Annotated in this window: 25 protein-coding genes and 1 pseudogene; 1 reads left to right on the top strand and 25 read right to left on the bottom strand. The window is 50.1% G+C overall.

Annotation, left to right across the window (positions count from 1 at the left end):
- The 10 genes and pseudogenes from Q0372_RS00180 to mqnP all read right to left on the bottom strand — a co-directional run.
- Positions 1–483: RsmE family RNA methyltransferase (locus tag Q0372_RS00180; RefSeq protein WP_298101248.1), on the bottom strand; the 483-nt coding region annotated here is incomplete at its 3' end.
- Entirely contained in the window at positions 483–965 is a 483-nt protein-coding gene (locus tag Q0372_RS00175; protein WP_298101243.1) for a hypothetical protein, read from the bottom strand. The genes Q0372_RS00175 and Q0372_RS00180, both read right to left, overlap by 1 nt.
- The gene (locus Q0372_RS00170; protein WP_298101242.1) at positions 965–1309 is read right to left on the bottom strand and encodes a hypothetical protein; all 345 of its coding nucleotides are present in this window, start codon (positions 1307–1309) and stop codon (positions 965–967) included. The genes Q0372_RS00175 and Q0372_RS00170 overlap by 1 nt, the downstream gene beginning before the upstream one ends.
- Before the next feature lie 30 nt (positions 1310–1339).
- The gene (locus Q0372_RS00165) at positions 1340–1561 is read right to left on the bottom strand and encodes a hypothetical protein (protein WP_298101240.1); all 222 of its coding nucleotides are present in this window, start codon (positions 1559–1561) and stop codon (positions 1340–1342) included.
- Entirely contained in the window at positions 1561–2142 is a 582-nt protein-coding gene (locus Q0372_RS00160) for a 6-carboxytetrahydropterin synthase (RefSeq protein ID WP_298101238.1), read from the bottom strand. The genes Q0372_RS00165 and Q0372_RS00160 overlap by 1 nt, the downstream gene beginning before the upstream one ends.
- Positions 2139–2882: a 7-carboxy-7-deazaguanine synthase QueE gene (locus Q0372_RS00155; RefSeq protein WP_366810279.1), complete on the bottom strand. Its 744-nt coding sequence runs from the start codon at positions 2880–2882 to the stop codon at positions 2139–2141. Before Q0372_RS00155 ends, Q0372_RS00160 begins: the two co-directional genes overlap by 4 nt.
- Positions 2871–3104: pseudogene (locus tag Q0372_RS00150) on the bottom strand (7-carboxy-7-deazaguanine synthase QueE); the annotation flags it as partial. The pseudogene Q0372_RS00150 and the gene Q0372_RS00155, both read right to left, overlap by 12 nt.
- Entirely contained in the window at positions 3101–4066 is a 966-nt protein-coding gene (gene moaA, locus Q0372_RS00145) for a GTP 3',8-cyclase MoaA (protein WP_298101236.1), read from the bottom strand. The gene moaA and the pseudogene Q0372_RS00150, both read right to left, overlap by 4 nt.
- A gap of 80 nt (positions 4067–4146) precedes the next feature.
- Entirely contained in the window at positions 4147–4506 is a 360-nt protein-coding gene (locus tag Q0372_RS00140; protein WP_005869739.1) for a hypothetical protein, read from the bottom strand.
- A gap of 9 nt (positions 4507–4515) precedes the next feature.
- Complete coding sequence (gene mqnP / locus Q0372_RS00135; protein WP_298101234.1) at positions 4516–5385, bottom strand: menaquinone biosynthesis prenyltransferase MqnP; 870 nt, start codon at positions 5383–5385, stop codon at positions 4516–4518.
- A gap of 96 nt (positions 5386–5481) precedes the next feature.
- Here mqnP and miaA point away from each other — a divergent pair, with 96 nt between their 5' ends.
- Positions 5482–6387: a tRNA (adenosine(37)-N6)-dimethylallyltransferase MiaA gene (gene miaA / locus Q0372_RS00130; RefSeq protein ID WP_298101232.1), complete on the top strand. Its 906-nt coding sequence runs from the start codon at positions 5482–5484 to the stop codon at positions 6385–6387.
- A 147-nt stretch (positions 6388–6534) separates the two neighbouring features.
- Here the strand turns inward: miaA and Q0372_RS00125 are convergent, their stop codons facing one another.
- From Q0372_RS00125 to Q0372_RS00055, 15 genes are read right to left on the bottom strand one after another with little or no spacing between them, the layout of a single operon-like run.
- Positions 6535–7137: a hypothetical protein gene (locus Q0372_RS00125; RefSeq protein WP_298101230.1), complete on the bottom strand. Its 603-nt coding sequence runs from the start codon at positions 7135–7137 to the stop codon at positions 6535–6537.
- 54 nt (positions 7138–7191) lie between these two features.
- Positions 7192–9009, bottom strand: a complete 1818-nt coding sequence (locus tag Q0372_RS00120) for an NADH-quinone oxidoreductase subunit N (protein ID WP_298101228.1) — start codon at positions 9007–9009, stop codon at positions 7192–7194.
- Positions 8999–10528: an NADH-quinone oxidoreductase subunit M gene (locus Q0372_RS00115; protein ID WP_298101226.1), complete on the bottom strand. Its 1530-nt coding sequence runs from the start codon at positions 10526–10528 to the stop codon at positions 8999–9001. The genes Q0372_RS00120 and Q0372_RS00115 overlap by 11 nt, the downstream gene beginning before the upstream one ends.
- A 7-nt stretch (positions 10529–10535) precedes the next feature.
- A complete protein-coding gene (nuoL, locus tag Q0372_RS00110) occupies positions 10536–12380 on the bottom strand; it encodes an NADH-quinone oxidoreductase subunit L (protein ID WP_298101224.1) in 1845 nt (614 codons plus the stop codon).
- Complete coding sequence (gene nuoK / locus Q0372_RS00105) at positions 12373–12696, bottom strand: NADH-quinone oxidoreductase subunit NuoK (RefSeq protein WP_005869753.1); 324 nt, start codon at positions 12694–12696, stop codon at positions 12373–12375. Before nuoK ends, nuoL begins: the two co-directional genes overlap by 8 nt.
- Before the next feature lies 1 nt (position 12697).
- Positions 12698–13225, bottom strand: coding sequence for an NADH-quinone oxidoreductase subunit J (locus Q0372_RS00100; RefSeq protein WP_298101223.1), 528 nt, complete (start codon positions 13223–13225; stop codon positions 12698–12700).
- On the bottom strand, positions 13222–14469 hold the full coding sequence (gene nuoI / locus Q0372_RS10360) for an NADH-quinone oxidoreductase subunit NuoI (RefSeq protein ID WP_366810275.1): 1248 nt from the start codon (positions 14467–14469) through the stop codon (positions 13222–13224). Before nuoI ends, Q0372_RS00100 begins: the two co-directional genes overlap by 4 nt.
- A 10-nt stretch (positions 14470–14479) precedes the next feature.
- Complete coding sequence (nuoH, locus tag Q0372_RS00090; RefSeq protein WP_298101221.1) at positions 14480–15475, bottom strand: NADH-quinone oxidoreductase subunit NuoH; 996 nt, start codon at positions 15473–15475, stop codon at positions 14480–14482.
- Positions 15472–18171 carry an NADH-quinone oxidoreductase subunit G gene (locus Q0372_RS00085; protein ID WP_298101219.1) on the bottom strand — a complete coding sequence of 900 codons (2700 nt, stop codon included), beginning with the start codon at positions 18169–18171 and terminating at the stop codon, positions 15472–15474. The genes nuoH and Q0372_RS00085 overlap by 4 nt, the downstream gene beginning before the upstream one ends.
- A gap of 1 nt (position 18172) precedes the next feature.
- Positions 18173–18880: a hypothetical protein gene (locus Q0372_RS00080; protein ID WP_298101217.1), complete on the bottom strand. Its 708-nt coding sequence runs from the start codon at positions 18878–18880 to the stop codon at positions 18173–18175.
- Positions 18877–19107, bottom strand: coding sequence for an NADH-ubiquinone oxidoreductase subunit E family protein (locus Q0372_RS00075; RefSeq protein WP_298101215.1), 231 nt, complete (start codon positions 19105–19107; stop codon positions 18877–18879). Before Q0372_RS00075 ends, Q0372_RS00080 begins: the two co-directional genes overlap by 4 nt.
- A complete protein-coding gene (gene nuoD / locus Q0372_RS00070; protein ID WP_298101212.1) occupies positions 19104–20330 on the bottom strand; it encodes an NADH dehydrogenase (quinone) subunit D in 1227 nt (408 codons plus the stop codon). The genes Q0372_RS00075 and nuoD overlap by 4 nt, the downstream gene beginning before the upstream one ends.
- On the bottom strand, positions 20330–21118 hold the full coding sequence (locus Q0372_RS00065) for an NADH-quinone oxidoreductase subunit C (protein WP_298101210.1): 789 nt from the start codon (positions 21116–21118) through the stop codon (positions 20330–20332). Before Q0372_RS00065 ends, nuoD begins: the two co-directional genes overlap by 1 nt.
- On the bottom strand, positions 21118–21627 hold the full coding sequence (locus Q0372_RS00060; protein ID WP_005869772.1) for an NADH-quinone oxidoreductase subunit B family protein: 510 nt from the start codon (positions 21625–21627) through the stop codon (positions 21118–21120). The genes Q0372_RS00065 and Q0372_RS00060 overlap by 1 nt, the downstream gene beginning before the upstream one ends.
- A complete protein-coding gene (locus tag Q0372_RS00055; protein WP_297883368.1) occupies positions 21609–21998 on the bottom strand; it encodes an NAD(P)H-quinone oxidoreductase subunit 3 in 390 nt (129 codons plus the stop codon). The genes Q0372_RS00060 and Q0372_RS00055 overlap by 19 nt, the downstream gene beginning before the upstream one ends.
- Positions 21999–22096 lie beyond the last annotated feature (98 nt).

Below are 22096 nucleotides of genomic sequence, written 5' to 3'. Positions count from 1 at the left end.
AAAATCGATCAGGCTTACGTTTTTATATCTTTGCGCGAGCTCGTCCGAGCCGCTCAAAACCTCGATCTGCATGATGGAATTTCGCCCGCATTGCTGCGACGAGTTGATCAAAATCCGCTCCATCCTCTGCGGATCGAGCCGCACGTTTTTCTGCGACAGATCGGCATAGACCAAAACAACCCGCCCGACGCCCATCTCGTTTAGCGCGGGCAGGCTCTTTTCGATCACGGCGCTCTCGACGACCGCCCAAGCGACGCAAAAATCGTGGCTCGGCGTAAAAACGGAGCTTTTAAAAACCAAATTCAGAGCCGCACCTTTACGCGAAATTTCGGCGATCTCATATAGATAACTCGCCCCGTCCTTTAGATTTCGCACGTCTATGCGCTCGCCCGCCCTTGCTCGTCTGGCCTTTAGGTGCAAAAACTGATCATTCTGCAAAACTAGGCTCTGTTCGCCTGCAAACTTATCGTAAAAATATACCATCAAATAACGCTCGCTATCAAAATTATCACTAAGCTTAGCCCCAAAATCACCCGCATTTTGCGCTGATACGACGCAAAGTTTTGACTTAGATACGCGATTTTCAGCCGCTTGTACGATACCGCGCTAAGCGCGATCATCGCTAGCGATCCGACCGCCATAAAGTAAATTTTAAAGCTCAGATCAAAGCGCAGCACCGGCAGCATCACGCTTCCGCTAATTATCAGCGCCGCGAGAGTCGCATAATATATCGGCAAAAACAGCCTGATGCGCCTAAGAAATCTAAGCCCAGATCTGCTCTTTTGCTTTAAATTTTCAGCTTGCGGCGCGGAGGCGGCGGAATTTAAAGCCTCGCTGCGAGGGCAAAATTCCGCCGCCGCATCGATCTTAAGCTGGGTCAAAATCAGATAAATTATCGTTAAAATCGCCGCAGCTAGCGCGAAAAATTTATGAAAGCCCAAGGCGCTTTGATACAGATAATCCATCACTTCCGCCAGGGGGTTAAATTCGCAGGATAAAATTTTGCGCAGCTAGAGCCGAAAGTACCGAATTTCAACGCAAATTTTTTCGGCGCGAGATCAAACAGACCTGTTCCGCGCCTTTGAAATTTTAAAAATCCTTCAAAGCGGCTGCGGATATTTGTTGCGTTAAAATTTACCGCATATTTTAATTGCGGTTCCGTGCCGTATTTCTCGCGCCAAGAATGAAATTTCGCAGTTAGAGCTTTATAAAATTTAAAATTTCTCTGCGCAGATCGCACGGGTAAGAAGAACGCCAAAATCGCGCTTGCGTGCCACATACGAACTATGCAAATTTTAAAAATTTTCAAATTTAGCCGCCGATTTTTCAACGCTCCGTCCTATTCAGTCACCGGAAGCGGCGGCATATCGGCGTTTATATCGACTTTAGGCTCGCTAGGCGCGATAGGCACGTCCTTCGGCACCTCGCTATCTACCGGCGGCTTTTGCAAGGTGTCCTTTTTCTCATCATCGCAGCCACTCAAAGCAAGCGCGCAGGCAAAGATCGCGCACGCGGCAAAAACACGCACAAACCCCGCGTCAAATTTAAAGAAATTTCTCATCAGCAATCCTTTGGATAGATGATTTTTTCGCCGCGCAGTAGCTTTTGCCAAAGCTCCGGCTGCCTCCATTCCTCGCGCACGGCGGGCGAGAATTCTATCTCATCTAGCGCGATCTCGCCCATCTGCGCGTTGTAGGCGTCCTCGCGGAAGCACTGCGCGTAGCCGGTGGTTGTTTCATGCACGACGACACTATGAAGCTTTACTTCGCGCTCGCCGTTTTGCATCTGAGTTAAACTCAAAAGTCGGTCGATTAGAACGAAAAAAATTCTACAAAACTGCTCCGCGCTCGGATTTAGCGGTATCTGCACCCAGCGCGCGCTGTGTTTTTTAAGATCTGCGACATAGCCCGCATCGTCGCGCGCGTAGATCGTCACGGCGTGGTCAAAACTATCGATAAGCTCGCGGATACCGAGCTTCATGTAGCCGAAATCATAAACCATCCCCGCTTCATCCAAAAAATTTGAGCTAAGCAAAATTTCGCATCTGTAAGAGTGGCCGTGGATGCTCGTGCGACACCGCTTCGAGCCGCACAGGCGCACGATATGAGCGTTTTCAAATTCGTATAATTTCCTGATTATCATACCCCGTCCTTCTCGCCCCAAATTCTAATGTGCAGGCGATCGGAGTAATTATAGCCGTTTTTTAGGCAAAAATCCACGCAAAATTGCGCGGCGCTTTCCAGCTCGCGACGATCTGCGCCGCGCGGCATACAATAAACCTCGCCGCCGCATGCCGCTAAAATTTCGGCGATCTCGGGCTGCGCGTCAAACTCGGGCGAGATCACAAACTTGTAAAAGCTATCTTTTGCGTTTTGTTTTAAGCTTCGTAGCGCGGCGAAGTTCAGCCTACGTTCGCGCGGCTCGGCAGAGTTTGAGAGCTTGGGCGAGACCGCAAAGACGCAGCTTTTGTAAGCGGGGAATTTTTCAAAATCCACTAAAATCGTGCCGTTGGTTTCGAAGTGCACCGCGTGTCCGCGCGTAAGCAGCTCGCAGACGAACTCGTAAAATAGCGCCTCTTTATAGTGCAGCAGCGGCTCGCCGCCGGTGATAACGACGATGGGCTTTTGATAAAGCTTAGCACTCTGCGGCGAGACGGAGCTTTGCGGATTTAAATTTGAATAATTCTGCACTGCGAAATTTAAAGAATTTTCGCTCGTTAAATTTAAAGATTTTTCTGCGTTACCGTTTGGACGGGGAGATGTTTGCGCGGCGGCGGAATTTAACGTATCGCTTTTAGAAAAAGACTCGGCGGCGCAAAAACCCGGCGCAGAGCATGCGGGTGCGAAACAGGACAGATCTGATAAATTTGGAATTTTATTCAAAAGTTGCGTTAAATTTAAAATTTCTTCATGCTCGAAGTGGTTTGTAAAAACCGCGCGGATCGTATCGCAACCGCGCAAGATCTCGCCGGTCTTTGGCGAAATGCGCTCGCCGCCGAAGCCCGCACAGCGCAGATTACAGCCCGCAAAGCGAAAGAAAAACGCGAGCCTGCCTGCGTATTTGCCCTCGCCTTGGATACTTAAAAAGCTCTCAACAAGCCTCATCCGCCCGTCTCGTAAAATGCGCGGCTTGAAATTTCATTCGAAGCGTCCGCTTGCCAGCGATTTTTTTCGGGCTTATTCGCTAAAATTTTAGCCAAAATTTCGGCGGCTGCGGCAATGTCGCCCTCTTTAACCGCCTTTTTGATACTTAGCGCGTCCTCGAAGTAAAGACACGGGATCAAAAGCCCCTCGGCGCTTAGTCTGATACGGTTGCAGCTCTCGCAAAAATCGTGCTTGTGCGGATCGATGATACCGAAGGTATAGCCGTCCCCGAGCGCGTAAAGCGACGCGGGCGAGCTCTGCGATTTTGGTAGAGCGGTAAAGATAAATTTACGCCTTAAAATATCTAAAATTTCACTCGATTTTAAGCCTGTAAGATCGCCGGCATGGGTGTTTTCCATAAATTCTATGAAGCGGATCTGACAATCCTTCTCGCGGGCAAATTCCAGCAAATAAATAAGCTCGTCGTCGTTGATGCCTTTTAGCGCGACGGTGTTTAGCTTGACTTTTAATCCCGCTTCAAGCGCGGCGTCAAGGCCTTCTAAGACGTTATAAAGCACGCCGCGCTGAGCTATAAATTTAGCCCGCTCCGGACGCAGAGAGTCAAGCGACATATTGATACGCTTTAGCCCTGCGTTTTTCAAGGCGCGCGCGTAGTTTTTGAGATAATATCCGTTGGTAGTAAGCGCAAGATCGATACCTGGGGCGTAATCCGCGATCATCTTTATAAAATCTTCGATCCCCTTTCGCACCAGCGGTTCGCCGCCGGTTATGCGGATCTTTTTCACGCCGCCGTCGATCGCAACCTTGACGAATAAAAACATCTCCTCAAAGCTTAAAATATTCTCTCGCGGCACCCAGTTAAACGGCGTGCTCGGCATGCAATATCTGCATCTGAAATTACACCGCTGCGTAACCGAAATGCGCAAATAATCGATCGTTCGTCCAAATTTATCAATTAGCATATTTTGCCTTAATATCAATTTGCGGCGATTATATAAAAAACAAAGCGATTTTGCAAAATTTTATTTTTATATTGCTCCGGCTATTTTCTTACCGAGCCGATGAGCTCTTTAAGCTGATCCAGAAGCGGTCTGATCTGCTTTTCTACCCGCTCGTCGATCATCGTAGGCACTACGTCTAGTCTTTGTTCTATCGTCTCGTCGATTACGTCGGCAATCGCGTTTATATCGATATTGGGAGCGACTTTGCCGCCCGAATCGATCATCTCTTTTAGCTCCTCGACCTTCTTTTTAAGCAGATAATTTTCCTGCATAGCGTCGGTCAGCACCTGATCGAATCTCTCGAATTTTTTATCCGCTTGCTTATCCTTAAAATATATGACGAAAAACATCAAAAATATAACGACGCAAAGTCCTAAAATGATGATAGTGTTAAGATCCATAGGGGTTCCTTAAAATAAATTTACAAAAATAAAAGCGAAAAACGCAATGCCCAAGTAGCCATTCAGCGTAAAAAACGCGCGATCAATCTTGCTAAAATCACTACGTACGATCCTATGCTCGAAGTACAGGATTATCGCGCACGCAGCCACGCCCAGATAGGCAAAAAAGCCTAAATTTGCCGCCGCGCAAAACAGCAGCCAAAAAAGCACCGCTACGGCATGAAAAATTTTAGAGATAAACATCGACGCTTCCTTGCCGTAAAGCGCAGGGATGCTGTAAAGCCCGTTGCTGCGGTCAAATTCCATATCTTGAAGCGAATACAGCACGTCAAAGCCGCCTACCCAAAATACTACTCCAAAGCATAGCAGCACCGACCACAGCGGAATTCCGCCGCTAACGGCAATCGCTCCCGCAATAGGCGCAAGCCCCAAGCAAAAGCCGAGCATCAAATGCGCGGTCTCGCTAAAACGCTTAAAATATGAATACCCGCCCAGTGCCGCTAAAATCGGCACCGAAAGCTTAAGCGCCAAAGGATTTATAAGCGCCGAAACCGCTATGAAAACCACCGCGTTTGCGATGATGAAAAGCAGTAAATTCCCGCGCCCGATCCGTCCGTCCACGCTAGGGCGCGAAGCGCAGCGCGGATTGGCGCGGTCGATATCCTCGTCCAAGTAACGATTTAGAGCCATCGCGAAGCTTCTCGCGCTCACCGCGCATAAAATCCCCAAAAAAAGCAACTTCCAGCCGAACCATACCGAGCCGCTTTGCAGCTTGCTCGCGGTAATCATCGCCGTAAAGATAAACGGCAGCGCGAAAACTGAGTGTTTAAAAACTATTAATTCGTTGATATCGGATAAAATTTCTTTAAATTTAGCCATTTCGCCCCTTATTTTGGGCACCATTGTATCAAAAAAAAGTAAGAATAGCTCTAAATTTGATATAATTTGAACGAAAAATTTACGAAAGGAAACGCCTTGAGCCAAAACCAAAACTCGCACGCAAGCCCGCAGATCACGATCATCGGCACCACCGCAAGCGGCAAAAGCGATCTTGCGCTAAGTATCGCGCGCGAAATCGGCGCCGTGATTTTGAGCCTCGATTCGCTCTGCATTTACCGGCAAATCGACATCGCAAGCGCTAAGCCAAGCGAGGAGCAGCTGCGCGAAATCAGGCACTTCGGCGTAAATTTAATCTATCCAAACGAATACTTTAGCGTCGGCGAGTTTATCAAAGAATACGCCGCTGCGCGGGCTTTCGCAGAGCGTAGCGGCGCGCCTTTGATAATCACTGGGGGCAGCGGGTTTTATCTAAAGGCGATGCTAAGCGGGCTGGCGCCGAAGGTTCCCGATTTTAAAAGCGAAATTTCAAACGATGAAATTTACGCCCTAGCGCAGCGAATCGATCCGGAATTTGCCGCAAAGCTTAGCGCGGCGGACAGCTTTCGGTTAAAAAAATGGCTAAGCATCTATAAATTTTGCGGCGAGGCGCCGAGTAAATTTCTGCGCGAAAACACCGCCTCGCCCGTGATTTCGGATATTAAAATTTTTGAGATCGAGGCGCCCAAGCAGTGGCTTACGCAGCGCATCGAGGCGCGCACGAAGGCGATGTTTGAGCGCGGGCTTTTAGAGGAGGCGGAGTTTTTATTCGCCCGCTACGGCGCGGAATGCAGGGCGCTAGGCTGCATCGGACTAAAGGAGTGCGGGCAGCTTTTGCGCGGGCAGATCTCGCGGGCGCAGTGCGAGCAGCTCGTAAGCCTGCACACGGTACAGCTTGCAAAGCGCCAGCGCACCTTCAACCGCTCGCAGTTTGTGGATAAAATTTCGGCGCCGCCGCAAGAGCTGGAGCGTGAAATTTTAAAGCTCCTTCGCCGCGAGATTTAAAATCGAAATTTATCAAAATTTGCGCGTTTGCTAAAAAACAACGGAGTAAGGGAGTAAAATTTAGATTTAATTTACCGCGCTGAATCGCGTCTTTGAAATTTTGCAGGTCGCGCCAAGGTCTCGTGCGGCGCGGAATTTCGATTAAATTTAATCGCCTTCGCAAATATCAAAGCTAAATTTATCGTTGTCAAGCCTACTGAAATTTTGATTTTCCGCGCTTGGGTTGCGCTTGAAAATAAAGGCGTAGCCGTATTTCTCGAAGTGCTGCGAGCTGTTTTTTAGCCCAACGACGCAAAGCTCGTAAGTGCCGCTTTGCAAGCCAAGCTTGAGCGTGGAATTAAATTTTCGTATCTTGCCCGCAACGCCGCTTTGACACTCATAGCCTAGCTCGAGTTCGCCGCTTTTTAGCTTATCGAAACGATGCTGCAAAGCATCGAAGCTCGCTAGGATCGCGGAGTCGCTTTGCGGGGCGAAATACAGCCTATCGCGCTTGAAAGCTACTTCGTAGCCCGCAGATGGCGCAAACTCCTCGTCAATGCAAACGAAGATCTCATAGCTGCGCACCGTAAGCGGGTAGAAGTGTAAAGCTTTAGCGCCCTTTACGGCGTCATAAAACAGCTGCTTGTGCGTGTCCCAGTAGCTTAGAAGCTTTTTTGCTCTGCATTTTCGCTCCTTTAAAAACTCACTCAAATCGCGCACATCAAGCAGCGCAAAACCGTAGCCGTCAGCACTTAGCTCGCCCAAAAACATATCTCTCCTTGCCAGCAAAGCGCGATGGGTTCAATTCACGCTTAAAATTTTAGCTCAATACCCGCTTAAAAAGACGAAATTATTTACCGCGCCGGTTAGAAATTTTACCAAAAACGGCGCCAGCACGCATGCCACGCTAGCTAGCACGACGGCAAATTTTATCTGCACCGAGACCGCGCTCAGCGAGCCGTCAAGCCCCGCATCCTCCCGCGGCTCGTGCAAGAACATACGCACGATGAGGCGCAGGTAGTAATACAGCGCGAGCGCGCTATTTACCGCCATGATGACGGCGAGGGCAAAGTAGCCCGAATTGACCGCCGCGCTTAGCAGATACATCTTGCCCCAAAACACGCTAAACGGCGGAATGCCCGCAAGCGAGAGCATAAAGATCGCCGCACATAGCGCAAAGAGCGGATGGGTGCGAATGAGCCCGTCAAATTTCTCAAACGGATGCTCGAAGCGAGCCGCGAACTTGGAGCTTTGCGCGCAAATTTCGGCGCCTGGCCTATCGGCACGGCTCCTAGCCTGCGCGTCGCGGTCGATTTTAATACCTCCGCCTCGTCCGCCGCTGTCAAATTTAAAATTTTTTTCAAACCTCTCGGTTTTGAAATTTCCTTCGCCGGCCTCATCCTCGAGCTTAAAATTTCTCTCGTCCGCTTCGGCTTTAAAATTTAGCCCGTCGTCGCCTGCCGCAAAGCCGCTCTCGCGATCAGCCGCAAAAGCAGGCGCCGTTTTACGCGTAAAATTCCATTTCTCCTCGCCGTTTGCATTTAAATTTAAAGCGGGGCTTTGGGTTTTAAATTTTAAATTTAACGAGCGCGCGCGCCTTTGCCGTACGCACCATATGAAGGCAAACGCCCCGAGATTCGCCACGGCGTATAAGATCCAGTAGGTAAAAAGCGCCGCATTTGCCTGCGTCGAGCCGATCACGATCGCGCAGAGTACGAAGCCCGCGTGCGAAACGGAGCTGAAAGCAAGCATCCGCTTGACGTCGCGCTGCACGAGCGCCATGAGGTTTGCTAGACTCATCGTAGCCACCGCTACGGCGTAGAGCACGATGTTTAGCCACTGCACGCCGATACTTCCCAGCGCTTCAAACAGCCTGATCGCTACAACAAAGCCCGCAATTTTAGGGACTACGGACATAAAGCCCGTCATTGCCGAGCTCGCGCCCTCGTAAACGTCGGGCGTCCAGGTATGAAACGGGATCAGCGAGAGCTTAAATCCTATCGAGACGATCATAAATGAGCAGGCGGCGAAAAGTAGGACGCTGGTTTGTAAATTTGAACTCTTAGCGATCTGTGCGATGTTTGAAATTTCCATAGAGCCCGTCGATAAAAAAAACATCGCCGCACCGAATGCGAAAAAGCCCGATCCCAGCGCGCCCATTATGAAGTATTTTAGCGCCGCTTCGATTGATCTGGCGCGATTATGCAGCGCGATTAGCGTATAAAGCGCCAGCGAACCCGTCTCAAGCCCAACGAGGATCATCATTAAGCTTTCGCTCGCGACCATAAACTCATACCCCACAAGCACGAATAAAAATAACACGAAAAATTCCGCGGTGTGGTACTCGTGCGCGCTTCTTGCGCCCAAAGACAGAAAAATGAAAAATATCGAACCTGCGAGCATGATAAGCATCGATAGCGTCGCGATTCCGTCCACTAGCATTACGTCGAAAAGCCCGCGTATGCCGCTGTTGTATCCAAAAACGAGCCCGAAGCCAAGAGCTAGAGCTAGTATCGTGATGACGGCGTAAAATTTATATGATAGCGTGCGCGCAAAAAGCGAAACCGCGAGCATCAGCAGGGCAAATCCTCCGAGTATCGCCATAGGCGCGATCGAGGCTAAATTTAAAAGATTATTTTGCATCGCTTCTTACCTTAAAATTTGCTTTTTCCATATAGGCGCGGGTCGCGGTTTGCGAGGCTTTATTAAACATCAGCTCAAGACTTTGCGTCACGCTAGGCTCGATACTCTTTAGCATCAAATTCGGCGCTACGCCAAGCACTACTACCAGCACGCAGATCGGGATGATAGAGCAAAGCTCGGTTCTATTTAGATCGCTTAGCTTTTTATTTTCCTCATGCATTAGCGCGCCGAAGAAGGTCTTTTTATAAAGATTCATCGAATAGATCGCGCCCATTATGATGCCGAGTCCACCCAAGAGCGCGTAACTAAAGCTTATTTTAAAAATTCCTACAAGGCTTAGGAATTCTCCCACGAAGCCGATCGTAAGCGGAAGACCTATCGAGCCTAACAGCACGACGCAAAAGCAAAACGCATAAAGCGGCATCACCCGCGCAAGCCCGCCAAACTCGCTGAAAAGCTTCGTATGCCTACGGTCGTATAAAAAGCCTACGAGCATAAAAAGCCCGCCGCTTACGATACCGTGGCTGATCATCAAAAATACCGCGCCGCTCATTCCTTCGCGGCTCATTGAAAAAATTCCTAGCATTATGATGCCCATATGCGCGATCGAGCTATACGCGATAACCTGTTTGATGTCCTTTTGCGCAAAGGCGATGAAACTCGCGTAGATGATCATAACGATCGCTACGGCGCACATCATCCCGCTAAAATAGACGCTCGCATCCGGAAACAGCGGCAGCGAAAATCGCACGAAGCCATAGGTGCCCATCTTAAGAAGCACCGCGGCAAGCAGAACCGAGCCTATCGTAGGGGCCTGCCCGTGTGCATACGGCAGCCAGGTATGAAAAGGAAAGCAAGGCGTCTTGATCGCAAAGGCTATCGAAAATGCCAAAAACAGAGGAATTTGCGTGCTAAGCGGCAGCGACAGGCTCTGCCAATCTAGGATATTAAAGCTATACTCGCCCGTAGCCTCGTGATAGAAATAGCTCATCGCTACGAGCCCTACGAGCAGAAACATCGAGCCTAAAAAAGTGTAGATGAAAAATTTTACCGCGGCGTAAATTCTCTTGCCGCTACCCCACGCGCCGATGATATAGAGCATCGGAATGAGCGAAAGCTCCCAAAAGATGTAAAACAAAATTGCATCCAGCGCCACGAAAACGCCCACCATCGTCATCTCTAAAAATAGAATGCAGATGATTAAATTTTTGGCGCGCTCTTTAATGCTTAGGCTAAGTAGCGCTAAAAATGTAACCAGCGTGCTTAGGATCACTAAAAATAGCGAAATTCCATCCACGCCGATGAAGTAGTTGATACCGTATTCGCTTATAAAAGGGTGCAGCACGCTAAAAGCGATGCCTTCCACCGGCTCGTAAAGTATCCACAAAACGAGCGAAAGCACGAACTCTATGAAGCTCATCGTAACGGCGTAGGTCTTGATGCTCGCTTCGTCGATTAAAAAGCCCAAAACCGCAGCTACCGCCGGGAAAAATATAACCAAACTTAAAAAGTATTCCATGCCCACCTCACAGCGCAAACGCCAAAATCAGCAAAATGAAAGATCCCAAAACCATCCACCTTAAATTTGCGCTTAAATCTCCGCTATTGCTTACGCGATCCGCACCTTCGCCGCTTTTTACCGCGATGCGGGCGATCAGATCAACACTGGCGTCTATGATCGCGCCGTCAAATTTAGCGCAGATCTCGCCCAGCTTCGCATACGCCTGTGCGATGCGCCCATAAAGCTGCGGGATAAAATACTGCGCGATCAAAATTTTATAAAATTTGCAGTTCTTTAAATTTTGGCTAAATTTACCCTTGCCGTATGTCCAAATCGTTCCGATCGCCACCGCGCTTATCATCGCTAGCGTTAGGGCGATCAAAATTACTTCTACGCCGTGCGGGATCGAAACTTTAAAGCCCGGCAGTATGCTAAGCACGAACTCAGCAAAATCGTGCTCGAAAAAGCCCGCGATTACCGCAGGCACGGCTAACACGCCCATCGCGATAAGGGCGAAGCCTTTCGCCTCGTGCGGATGGTGGGTAAAATTTTGCTTGCCGAAAAACACAAGCATTATCAGACGCACGCTGTAAAACGTCGTCATCGCAGCGCCCGCAAACAGCAGCGCCCAGATAAAATACGCGTCCGCGCTCCACGCCGCTTCCAAAATTTTATCTTTTGAAAAAAAGCCCGCGAACGGATAAAATCCGCAAAGCGCGAGCGAGCCTATGCACATCAAAATCGCCGTAGGCCGCATAAACTTATATAATCCGCCCATATTTTGGATATTTAGATCGTCTTTCATCGCGTGCATTACGTTGCCCGCGCCCAAAAATAGAAGCGCTTTGAAAAACGCATGCGTCGCCAGATGAAATAGCGCGATCCAATACGCCCCGAGCCCCGCGGCTACGAACATATAGCCGAGCTGCGAAAGCGTGGAGTAGGCGATGATCTTTTTAAGATCGTTATGAACCAGCGCCATCGATGCCGCAAAGACCGCCACAAAAGCGCCCAAGCAGACGATAAAGCCGCTTACTTCCGGCGCGAGCGCGAAAATCGCGTTTGCGCGGATTACCAGATAAACGCCCGCCGTAACCATCGTCGCTGCGTGAATAAGCGCGGATACGGGCGTTGGACCCGCCATCGCGTCGGCAAGCCAGGTATGGAACGGGAACTGCGCGCTTTTGCCCATCGCGCCGATGAATAAAAGCGCTGCGATCAGAGTTAAAATTTCAGGCTCCAAGCTCGCTGCGTTCGCAAATAACACCTCGTAGCGCAACGAGCCGAAATTTAAATAGATCAAAAAAATTCCAAGCAACATCCCAAGATCTGCGATGCGGTTCATTATGAAAGCTTCGTTGGCGCACCAGCTGTAATTGCTCCTATCATACCAAAAGCCTATTAACAGCCATGAGCAGAGTCCGACCCCCTCCCAGCCGATAAAAAGTCCTAAAAAATTATCGCTCGTTACCAAAACCAGCATCGAAAATACGAAAAGTCCCAGGAAGCTGAAAAATTTAGAGAAGTTTTCATCATCCCACATATAGTAGATCGAATACACGTGCACGACGCTGGAAACGATGCCTACGACCACCATCATCACCGCACTTACGCTATCTATGAGAAAGCTAAATTTTGCATCCAAAAATCCCGTGCTTATGAAATCGGCTAAGCTTACGCTGATTAGGCGGTTGTCAGAGACGAGCTCCATCAAAGCAAGCGACGCGATAGTGCTTAAAATCACCAGCGCCGAGCAGATTACGCCAATAAACATCTTATCTTTGGCGCGAATGAAAACGCCTGCGAAGATCGCCGAGGCAAGCGGTGCAAAAAGGGCGATTAAGAGCCATACAAAAACGGTATCAAGCATCCGGCCCGTCCTTAGAAGGATTTTTAAAATTTACGAAGCTGTCAAGTTCGATGCTGCCCGTTTTCTTATACCACAAGATGAGCAGCCCAAGCCCCACGGCCATCTCGCTCGCGGCGATCGCTACGATGAAAAGCGCAAAAATTTCGCCGTTTATATTGTCGTAAAATTTCGCCACGGCGACGAGGGCTAAATTTGCGGCATTTAATAAAATTTCGCTCGAAAAAAAGAGCATTATTAAATTCCGTCGCTTCATCATACCCGCAAGCCCGAGTCCAAACATCATCGCAGCGACGATCAGATAGTGATTTAGACCCATTTTATCCCTCGCTCTCTTCGTATGTCAGGCTTGCGTCCATCTGCTTATGCGCAAGCACGATAGCGCAGATCATCGCCACGAGCAGCATCACGGCTGCAAGCTCGAAAATCGCTAGATATTTCGTAAAAATAATCATCCCAAGCGCCTCGGTATCGTCGGTGTTTAAAATTTTAAGCGTTTCTACGTTGTTCGCAACCACCGCGCCGAGCACGATAATCACGAGCAAAAATGCGACCACGCCGCTAAGCGCGAAAAATAGCCTTGCGCCCTTTTTCGGCTCGCTTACGTTTTTATCTGCCCCCAAAAACATCAGCGCGAAGCCGTAAAGCACGATCACGGCGCCCGTGTAAACTATGATCTGCACCACGCCTAAAAACTCCGCATCCAGCAAGAAGAAAAATCCGCTCATAAAGACCATACCGCCGGCGAGCGCGCTAAGGGCGTAAAGGACGTTTTTGCTAAAAACGCTGATGCCGAAAAGCGCCAGGCAAACCGCACTGAAAAAATAAAATGCAAGCGTTTGTATCATTGCTCCTCCCCCTGCGCGGCGGAATCTTCGGCGCTTTGAGAGGCGGAATTTTCTTTGGAATTCCGCGCCGAATCAAGCGTAGAATTTTCAGCTTTCTCAGTAGAATTCTTTTTGGAATTTGCCTTAGATTTTTTACCTCGCGTCGTGGAATTTCCCTCGTCTTGCGTCGCGGAATTTTCTTTAGGATTTTCCACGGAATCGTCGTTCGTAGCAAGCTCACCGACAGAATTTTCGGCGTGCGGCGCAACCGAATTATCTTTAAAATTTTTACTTTGAGCGGCGGAATCTTCGGCGCTCTGCGGAGCAAAATTTCCTTTAGAATTCTCCGCCAAATTTATACTATCCGTAGCGGAATCGTCGGCGCTTTGAGAGACGGGGCTTTCTTTGGAATTTCGCTGCGAATCAGGCGCGGAATTTTGAGCGTCCGTAACGGAATTTTCTTTAGAATTTTCGGCGTCCGCGGCGGAGCTTTCCTTTAAGCTTGCCCGCCCCAGGTCTTGCCGCTCGGCTAAAATTTCGTCGCTTAAGCCCGCGCCGCCTGAAAATAGAATTTTATCGCTAGCGGCACCCTCTTTTTTAGAGCTTTCCGCGGCGCTATTTTTTAAATTTGAATCCGCGCTCTTTAAGCTTAGCTCATCGCTTGCAGCGTCGCTTTTTATATAAGCGTTCGGCGTCACTTTGATCCGCGCGCCTGCGTTTTCATCCAGGCTGCCGTAGCCTGCAAACTCCTGCGCCGCGCCGTTTAAACATAAATTTTCGCCACGGATCAAAAGATCCTCTTTAAAGCCGTAATACGCGCGCTGTTCGCTAGCAAGCTCATATTCGCAGCCGTGCACGATAGCGATCTCGGGGCAGACGTCCGCGCAAAGCCCGCAATAGACGCAGCGCCCTAAATTTATCGAGTAGTTATCTACCTTTTTGCGACCGTCGGCGCCGAGGCTGGTCTCCATCGCGATGCAGTTCGCCACGCAGATCTTCTCGCACAAGCCGCATCCGATGCAGCGCTCGCTGCCGCTTTCAAGCAGGCGCATAAGCTTGTGCACGCCGCGGTATCTAGGCGGCATGACAAATTTTTCCATAGGATACCGAAGCGTATGCGAGCCGCCGCGCTTAAACATATTTTTTAGCACCACCCACAGCCCCACGAAAAGCTCGCCGTTAAAGGTGCGGGAGAGGAATCTGCGTAGCTTATCGCCGCCGGATTTAATAGGGGCTCGTTTATCAATCTGGACATATCTTGCCATCGCGCCCTCCTTAAACGATCACTAGCGCGGTAATTAGCACGCAAGCAAGAGCTAACGGCATGCAGACTTTCCAGCAAAGCCCCATCAGCTGATCGGGGCGTAGATGCGGCCACGCCGCGCGCGCCCATAGGAAGCAGAAAAACACGAGACTTGATTTTAATACCATCATAATGCCGCCGGGGATAAACCAAAACGCGTTGAATCCGCCCAAAAACAGTAGCGTCGTAACGACGGAGTAGGTTATGATATTAGCGTATTCGCCGATAAAAAACATACCCCAGCGCATGCCAGAATACGCCGTACCGGCGCCCGCTACGATCTCGGTTTCGTTTTCGGTAAGGCACAGCGGCGTGCGGTTGCACTCGACGAAAGCGGCGATGAGAAATAGCGCGAAGCAGACGGGCTCTTTCCAGATAAACCACTTGTCGATGCCGCCGCTTTGCGCGCTTACGATGTCTATAAGCGAGAGCGAGCCCGTGATCATCACGATAGGGATCAGGCTAAGCCCGTTTATCACCTCAAAGCAGGTGATCTGCAAAAATGCGCGAAACGCGCCTATCGTTCCCCATTTATTGTAGCTCGCAAGCCCTCCGATCAGCAGTCCGTAAACGCAGGTGCCGCTAGCCCCGAGTAGGAACAAAATTCCCACATTTATATCGCTTAAAATCGGCTGGATGGTTCGCCCGCCGATCGTAAACTCCGGCAGCAGCGGCACCACCGAAAGCGCCACGAAAGCTCCCGTAGCCGATATGATCGGCGCGATCTTAAAAAGAAGCTTATTTGCCCGCGCAGGGATCGCGTCCTCTTTGGTAAAAAGCTTTATCATATCCGCACCCACCTGCAAAAGTCCCGCAGGTCCAACCATAGAAGGCCCGATCCTGCGCTGCATAAAGGCAAGCACCTTACGCTCGGCATAGGTCGCAAGCCCTGAGAGTAGCGCGATGACGGCTAAAATCAAGAGCGCCTTTAAGACGGTGGCTACGAAATAAAATGCACTATCGCTCATCTGCCCTCTCCTTTGGAATTTGAAATTTTCTCGATTTTTACAATGGCGTAGCGCGAGGTTTTGAAAAATATCTCGCCGCGAAGTTTCTCATCAAAATACGGCAGATACGCGCCGCTAAAGCACTTATCGATCTTTACGCTAGCGACGATTTCGCGCTTTAAGCTTACGAGCTCCTCTGTGCCGCTTTCGCCATTTTCATTGTCAGAGATACTAGCTTTACCCGCGCCGCTAGAGCGATCCGCTTTTTTTGCACGACCGGCGCCACTTTTATCATTAGTGGCGCTCGTTTTGCCTGCGCCGCTAGTTTTTTCATTATGCCCCGCATCGTCTGCTTGATAAATTTTAACGACGTCGCCTGCGCTCACGCCCAAGCTTTCGGCGATGCTAGGGCTTAGATACAGTGCGCCCGCTTCGCCCAGAGCGCTGCTTGCGCCGCTAAATTTATTGAATTGATGCAGCGGATTTGCCTCATAGATTAAAATTTCGCCCTCGCCTGCTCTAAGCGGCGCGGAAGGTGAAATTTCAAAATCCTCCTCGCTAGCGGTGAACTTCTCATTTCGCAGCTCATATCCGCGGTGGTTTGCGCCGCCGTTGTCGTAAAAATTTTCTAAATCATCAAATTTAACCTGCTCAAAATCCGCGCCCAGGCTCGGCGTATAGCTGATCGCGTGTTCCGCGCAAACTCCCAGCGCACAGGCAATATCGTTTAGCTCGTAACCGCCATAATCAAGCGCCGCATTGGTAGGCACTACGCGCTTGTCGTAGTTCGTAAACGTGCCCTCCTGCTGCACCAAGCTAGGCGCGTCCAGATCGGCTTCCAGCACGCCGAAGCTAATATCGCCCGCTTCGTTGTAGCCTAGCGTCTCGCCCGCGCTCATTTGCGCACTAATCTCACAGATGAGAGCGACGCCAAGGCTGTTCGTGCGCGGCGGCACCACTAGCACTTTTAGCGGCGTGTAGCGCTGCACCAAACCCGCTAGACGCGCGAGCGTGGCGCTATTTGGCGTGCGGATAAAATCCTCGCCGATGATGAGCGAAAAACTCTCCTTTTTAGCCAAAAGCTCATCCACTTTCTGCTCGTCCAGCCCGAGCGTGCGGGCAAAATTTGAAATTTTACTTTCCGCAGGATTTTCGGAATTCTGCACGGAATTTTTTGCGGAATTTTCAGTGCCGCCGTCCGCGCTTGCGGAATTTTCGGCACCGCTCTCACTCGCAACGTTCTCGGCACCATTTGCCTCCGTAGAATTCTCAGGATTTTGCAAATCCACGGATTTCTCATCTAAATTTTGCTTCACCGTGGCGCGCGAAATTTCAAATTCCGCCGCGAGTTTCTCATCCAACCATCCAGGCAAATCATGTCCGAATTTCTGCAAGATCCAAAGCAGGATCTGCGCCTCCAACCCCGCGGCATGCGGTTGATGGATGAAATTTTTACTAAAGCCCTTAATGCCCTCGTCGCAAAACGGATGAAAATAGATCCCGCTTGCCTTATTTAGCTTGCAGGCGCTGTTTACCGCATAGCCCAAATTTGGCGCGTCGCTACGTAAAAACGTGCCGCAAACTACGATGAAATCGCTATTTTTGATCGTCTGCGAATCCGCATTATAAAATTTCGTGCCGCTAAGCTTAGAAAATTTGCGCAAAAATTTTTGATACGCAAGCGCTTCGTCGTTAATCAGAGCGAGCTTAAATTTTTGACGCAAAAGCTCTAAAATCCGAGCTTCTTCGTTGGTGATGAAGCTATTAAATTTGATATTTTTAATCTCGCCGTCCTCGATGCCGCGCACGATGCGGTTAAAAACCGCTTCGTTTTTGCTCGCCCGCTCGTTTGAAAAATCCCAGCCGAAGCGCGCTCCTGCATGCAGGACGCTAAAATTTATGTCGCTGCTAACGCGATAAATTCTTTCACGCGGGTCGCCTATGCCGCGGCGCTTGACCTCGTAATAAAGCAGTTCGCAGTCGCTGCTGTGCGGATTGGAAGCGGGGATTTGACGCAGCTCCCAGGCGTTTGAAACGTATTTAAACGCGCTCTCTACCAGAGCCCCCGTCGGGCAGACCGCCGCGCTCTCGCCGTAGTTTACGCAATCATCATTTTCATTTACCCGCGCGATTAGGCTTTTTTGAAGTTTGTTCCATACGGCGTAGGCGTCTTTGGGCATCGCGTCCTTTTGCTCCTTACTCGGCGCGTCTCCGCCGCGCGGAACAAGCTTAAACGCATCTACGCCCAAGCGGTCCTTCGCGGCGGTGATACAGCGCTCGCAGACAATACAAAGGCTAGGATCATAGCTTAAATATCCCCAATCCTGCACCTCGCGCGCCGTATCGCGGATAGCGTAGCTTTGGGCATTCGTGCGCATTAGATGAGCTAAATTTTGAAGCTCGCACTCGCCGCTTTGATCGCAAACCCCGCACGCCATCGGATGGTTGATACAATAAACCTGCGTAATCGCCTCGCGCTCGGCGTCGATCTCGGGGCTGCGGCTGTAAACGACCATGCCGTCCTTGGCCTTGGCGTTGCAGCTATAGACGCGCTTGCCGTCCGCTTCGACCATACAAAGCCTGCATGCGAGCGTCGGCGTACCGCCGCTTAGATAACAAAGCGCAGGGATAAAAACGCCGCAGCGACGCGCAACCTGCAAGATATACTCGCCCTCGTCGCACTCGCAAGCTTTACCGTCGATTGTGATCTTTGCCATTTTAAACCTTAGAAATTTCGGCTAGTTCGAAATTATAACCGCCAAAGCCCTGCCCGCCCGAGCCCAAAAGCGCAATCGTGCCCTTTAGCCCCTCGTCCAAAATAAATTCTTTTTCTAAATTTAGGTGCGGCGTTTTGATGCGGACGCGATCGCCGTCCTTGATCTTTGCGACCATGCAAAAATATCTTCCGCCGATGAGCCGATCGTCCGCATCGTGTTTGAAAACCACGGCGCCGTCGAAATTCTCAGGCTCTTTAAGCGGGCTTAAATTTGCCTGCTCTTGTGCGCCCAAATCCGCTCGCTCGCCGCGTAAGCTTAAAATTTTAACCCCGAACTTCGCCGCTATAAGAAATAGAAAGGCTTTGATATTTTCGGCGTCTGGATGAGTTTTAATAAGCGCATCGTCGATCAAAAGCGCGTCGCAACCGCTTTGCAAAAACTCGCAAATCTGCTCGATCTCCTCCTCGCCTACGCTGCTTTCGCCGCTTAGATACTCCAGATCCAGCTCCGCAAAATAGGGCTCGTCGCAAAAACTAGCGCAGATTAGCGCCAGCACGAAGCTTTGCGCGCCGATCTCGCATTTTATCAGCTCGCCTGGAAGATGCGGATCCTGTAGCGGCGATACGCTTAAAATTTCAGCGCTCTTAAAACCTTCTGCAAGCGCGGGATTTTGCAGGCTAAGCAGCGACGCGAAATTTAAAATTTTCATCCTCTCCCCTTTTTGGCGACGACCATCCAATCGACTTGGTTATAGCGGATCGAGCTTAAAAGCGTGGAATTTAGCCCCTCCACCAGATCGGCGCTTTTTTGAACCGCGCTGAAATCGCCCATCTCAAACATAAAGATCATCGTCTCGCCGCGAGCGGAATTTTTTAAAATTTCGCCCATGCGGTTTAAAAATTTATTGCCCAGATGCCTCAAATCGTAGCGCTTCATCGATCCACCTCGCCTAAGATAATATTAGTGCTGCCGATGATCGCCGCGGCGTCGGCAAGATACTGCCCCGGTAAAATTTCCTCATAGACCGCGCAATGCCAAAAGCTCGGCGTGCGGATCTTAAGGCGGTACGGGCGGCTTTCGCCCATCGAGCGGATATAAAATCCAAGCTCGCCCTTAGGACTCTCGCTCGCGGCGTAAATTTCGCCCACGGGCGGGCGTAAGCCCTGCGTAACCAGCACGAAATGCTGCATCAGCGAGTAGTTCTGCGTCATAATCTGCTCTTTGCTAGGATTTACGTAAGCGGGGTCGATCGCTAAAATTTGCGGATCGCTCAGCGGATAGAGCTTCGCGCACTGGCGCAAAATTTTAAGGCTCTCGCGCATCTCTGCCATATAGCATTTATAACGCGCGTAGCAGTCACCCTCGCTCGCATACGGCACGTCGAAATCAAGCTCGTCGTAGATGAGATATGGTTCTTCCTTGCGGATATCCCACGCATGTCCGCTAGCGCGGAGCGTCACGCCGCTACAGCCGCAGCTAAGAGCGTCTTCGTGCGAGATCACGCCCACCCCTTCGGTTCGCATCAGCCAAATTCTATTCGTATCGAGCAGATCTTCAAGCTCTTTAATGTCGCTTGGAAATTCGTCGCAAAATTTTAACATCTCTTCTAGCCAGCCGTTAGGCAGGTCCAAAAATACGCCGCCGATTTTGATATTATTGTGCGTAAGGCGCGCGCCGCAGTATTTTTCTATCAGATCGAGTATATATTCGCGCGAGCGAAAGCAATAAAGAAATACCGTCATCGCGCCGATGTCAAGCGCGTGCGTGCCCAAAAACAGAAGGTGCGAGCTGATGCGATTAAGCTCAAGCAAGATCGTGCGGATGATCTGCGCGCGGCGCGGCACTTCAATGCCGCAGAGCTTCTCGACCGCGGCGCAAAAGCCGTAGTTGTTCGAGCCCGATGCGATGTAATCGATGCGATCTGTTACTGGAACGAACTCCGCGTAGATCATATTTTCTGCCATCTTTTCGATGCCTCGGTGCATGTAGCCCACGCCGGGGCGGGCGCGCACGATACGCTCGCCGTCAAGCTCCAGCACTAGCTTTAGCTGGCCGTGCGCGCTTGGATGCTGCGGACCGAAATTTAAGATCATATTCGCGCCCTCGCGCTCGTACTCGATGTTTTCGAAAAACGGTCTTAGCTTGCTTGGATTTTGCATTATTTTCTCTTTGTGATGATCTTGTAAATTCCGCGTTTAACGCGTTTTACGAAACGCACGCCGCCCTCTTCCTGATATTCTTGTAAAATTTTCTCTTGCGGCCGCGGCTCTCCGTAACCGCCCTCGTGATAGAGCCGCGCGAAGTTAAAGGTATCTTTTTCATCCACGAATGCGGAATTTCGGTTTTCTTCGCCGATCCGCTCGCGCGCGCCGACCCCAAAAATTTTATCCACCTCGTACCACTTCGCAAACTCATCTCCTTGCAGCGGATAGGACTTTAAAAGCGGGTGTCCGAACCAATCATCGGGCATTATTAGGCGCGCTAAGTTCGGATGATTTTCAATCCAAACACCCATCATATCGTATAGCTCGCGCTCCGCCCAGTTCGCGCTTTTATAGATGCCCGCAGCGCTTTGCAAAAAGCTCTCATTCGGCACGAAGCACTTTAGCCGCGCGCGGCGCGCTCTTTTGATATCCAAAAGCTGATAGAAAACCTCGATGCCGCCGCGAGCCTCGGTAAAATCCACGCCGCTTAGCTCGCATAAAATTTCATATCCCGCGCCCTTAAGCGCACGCAGCGCCGCTAAATTTTGCGCAGGCTCCACGTAGAGCACGAGAGTGTTAAATTCCACGTATGAGTTTAAAATTTGGACGCCTTCAAGCGCGTCCAGATCGTCTTTGAAATCGCTCTCGTTTGCGCTGGATTTAGGTGTTTCTTCGGGAACGAAAAATCTGTCTTTGTAGTAATTTTTTTTACTCTGATCGCCTTTGGGATTAAATTTTCTCATCAGATCAGCCTTTTTGCCTTTTGCGCGCGGCGCGGGGTTTGGGTGCGGATCTTTTTTTGCAGCACCATCATCGCAAACTGCAGCGTCTCGGGGCGCGGCGCGCATCCAGGCAGATAGATATCAACTGGCACTATGCGGTCGCAGCCCTGTACCGTCGCGTAGGTATTAAACATTCCCCCGGTATTGGCACAGCTACCCATACTGATAACCCATTTAGGCTCTGGCATCGCGTCGTATAGGCGGCGCGTAAACTCGGCGTGCTTTTTGCTAAGCGTGCCTGCGATTATCATCACGTCCGATTGCTTGGCGCTTGCGCGAAATATCGTGCCGAAGCGGTCAAAGTCAAATCTGCCCGCGCCCGCCGCCATCATCTCGATCGCACAGCAAGCAAGCCCGTACGTCATCGCCCACAAAGAGTTGCTCCTGCCCCACGCAATCAGCTTATCTACGGTGGTAAGAACTACGGGAAGCCCGTTTTCGCGCGCGTAGTTTATCTTATGCTCTGCCAATTTAGCGCTCCTTTTTTCCAGGCGTAGATGAAACCGATACCTAATAATACGATGAAAAACGCCATCTCTATAAGCCCGAACACGCCTAAAATTTTAAAATTTACCGCCCACGGAAACATAAAGATAATCTCGACGTCAAAAAGTATGAAAAGCACGGCTATCAAAAAAAAGTGGGAGTTCATTCGATTGGGCTGTTTGACGGCCTCGGGGCCGCTTTCGTAAATTTCGCCCTTTAGTCGCTCGTCACGCCTATCTGCTAAACGCGAGCCCACCAAAGAGGATAGTTTAACGATGAGCGAAAAGACGCAAAAAGCCAGGATTAGCATTACGAATATTCCGAAATACGGGCTTTGCAGCGGAATTCTAGACATTTTTCGCCTCGGTTTTAAAATTTAATGTGGATTGTAACGAAGTATTGATTTAATAAAGCTTAGCGCGCGCCACTAAATTCGCTTTTAAAATTAAAATT

Origin of the sequence: uncultured Campylobacter sp. (genome assembly GCF_937997405.1) — a bacterium.
GTDB lineage: Bacteria > Campylobacterota > Campylobacteria > Campylobacterales > Campylobacteraceae > Campylobacter_B.
Note: the sequence above shows the minus strand (reverse complement) of the source record. Positions and strands in the feature narration are given on the sequence as shown.